General features: G+C 38.2%; 2 protein-coding genes and 1 pseudogene. 2 read left to right on the forward strand and 1 reads right to left on the reverse strand.

Features of this window, described 5'->3' with window-relative positions; all coding sequences use genetic code 11:
* Positions 1-148 (reverse strand): annotated as a pseudogene (locus AC29Z1_RS02365) (D-2-hydroxyacid dehydrogenase); the annotation flags it as partial.
* Positions 149-364: 216 nt separating this feature from the next.
* Here AC29Z1_RS02365 and AC29Z1_RS02370 point away from each other — a divergent pair.
* Positions 365-811 carry a DoxX family protein gene (locus AC29Z1_RS02370; RefSeq protein WP_488269855.1) on the forward strand — a complete coding sequence of 149 codons (447 nt, stop codon included), beginning with the start codon at positions 365-367 and terminating at the stop codon, positions 809-811.
* 230 nt (positions 812-1041) lie between these two features.
* The gene (bfr, locus tag AC29Z1_RS02375; protein ID WP_488269856.1) at positions 1042-1509 is read left to right on the forward strand and encodes a bacterioferritin; all 468 of its coding nucleotides are present in this window, start codon (positions 1042-1044) and stop codon (positions 1507-1509) included.
* Positions 1510-1916: the final 407 nt, after the last annotated feature.

Raw genomic sequence — 1916 nt, forward strand, 5'->3', positions numbered from 1 at the left:
TGACAATGTTTTGATCCTGGACTCTGGTCAGAATTTCCTGGTCATTACTGGCTGGATAGGTTGTAATGGTGGATAGTTCAGCGAGTTGCGAAAAATCAAGTTTGTTGTCAAAGTCCAATTTGGCTATGTTCAAAAATACTGTTTTCATAGCTTACCCCTCCATAAGTCTGCACTAAATCTATAAATTTAGTATATTGCGACAATAATTGTCTGTCAATATTTGGTCATGGTTTAGTGGTGACTTAAGATTACTATATTTGTTATGAATGAGGAAAACTATTAATAGATATTTCGCGGTATCCAATCAACTGTAGTACCAATAGGACAAGTCAAGTATGACAATGGTAAGGAGATGTGAATGTTTATGAAGTACCTGTTGCAGTGGTTCGCGCAGATACTTTCGCAATATCGGGATTTGGCACTCCTCTTATTTCGTTTGGGGTTGGGCGGTATGTTCATGTGGCATGGTTGGCCAAAGATCATCGGCGGTCCCGTAAAATGGGCCGGACTTGGCAAGACTATGGGGACTTTTGGGATTGAGTTTGCTCCTGTATTCTGGGGATTTATGGCCAGTTTTGCCGAATTTGGTGGCGGGCTTTTGTTTGCACTGGGATTATTCTATCGTCCGGCCTGTATTTTATTGTTAAGTAATATGTTTATAGCATTTTCTAGCCAGATGATTGACGGCAAAGGACTACAGAAGGCTTCGCAGTCTTTGGAAGATGGAATAAGTTTTTTTGGAGCCGCTTTTGTAGGGCCAGGCAAATATAGTTTAGACTATTACTTGGGAATTGAAAAAAGCAGCAAATAACAATCTGATGAATAGAAGTTTTATTTTAACAAAGTACTACGAGAAAGTAGCTCCAATTGCAATGCAGAGAACCGGACTCCCGTTCACCAAGGACGGGAGTTTGATTTTTAAAAAATAGGATAACCTTTACTGAAAATTTGCACAAATTCCCTATTGCCTTAACAGGGTGAAAATGGTATCTTGAAGATAGAGCTAAGCCTAAAATACATAACAGGAAGGAGTTTTATTGAATGAAAGGCAATCCTCAATTAATTGAAACCTTAAATTCACTTCTTGCTGATGAACTTAGCGCGATTAACCAGTACATTGTTCATTCTGAAATGTGTGCCAACTGGGGTTATGACAAACTACACAATTTATTTGAACAACGGGCCATTTCAGAAATGAAGCATGCCGAAAAACTGATTGCACGAATACTATTCCTTGAAGGCACTCCGATTGTATCTAACTTAAAACCAATACACATTGGCAGTGATATTCCTAAACAACTAGAATATGACCATGCGGCAGAGCAGGGGGCAATTGAAGCGTACAATGCAGCCATAAAACTGGCTGGCGATGTAAATGATTTCGCTACTCGTGAGATATTAGAAGAAATTCTCAGTGATGAAGATGCTCATATTGATAGCATTGAGGAACTGCAAGACCAAATTTCACACATGACGCTGCCTATCTTCTTAACTACACAAGTGAAATAAGTAGATGGTTCAGATGGTGGTTATCCTATCTGAAGCTTGACGTAATTATTCAGGGACTTGGTCGCTCGTCTATACTTGGTCTTTTACTTGCAGATGCGGGAGTTTTAGAGCAGGTTAATTATTGATTAAATATGGATTTTATCTGATGCGGGAGCTTTCTCATAAGGAAAGCACCGCTTTATTTGTTGTTTGTTGAAGGGTTGACAAAAGTCTATAGGTTTGTTACATTAATATTCCGTCAAAGGCTTGTTAACGAGATGATATTTACTTTCTCAAAAAACAATTGACATAATGACAAGTTCATGATATTCTATAAAAGCCGCTGCGAGCGACAGAATAATTGGAATAAGAAATAGTATTGACATAAAACAATGAAAATGCTATTATAATAATCCGCCGTAAACAAA

It is taken from the genome of Sporomusa sp. (assembly GCF_057736855.1).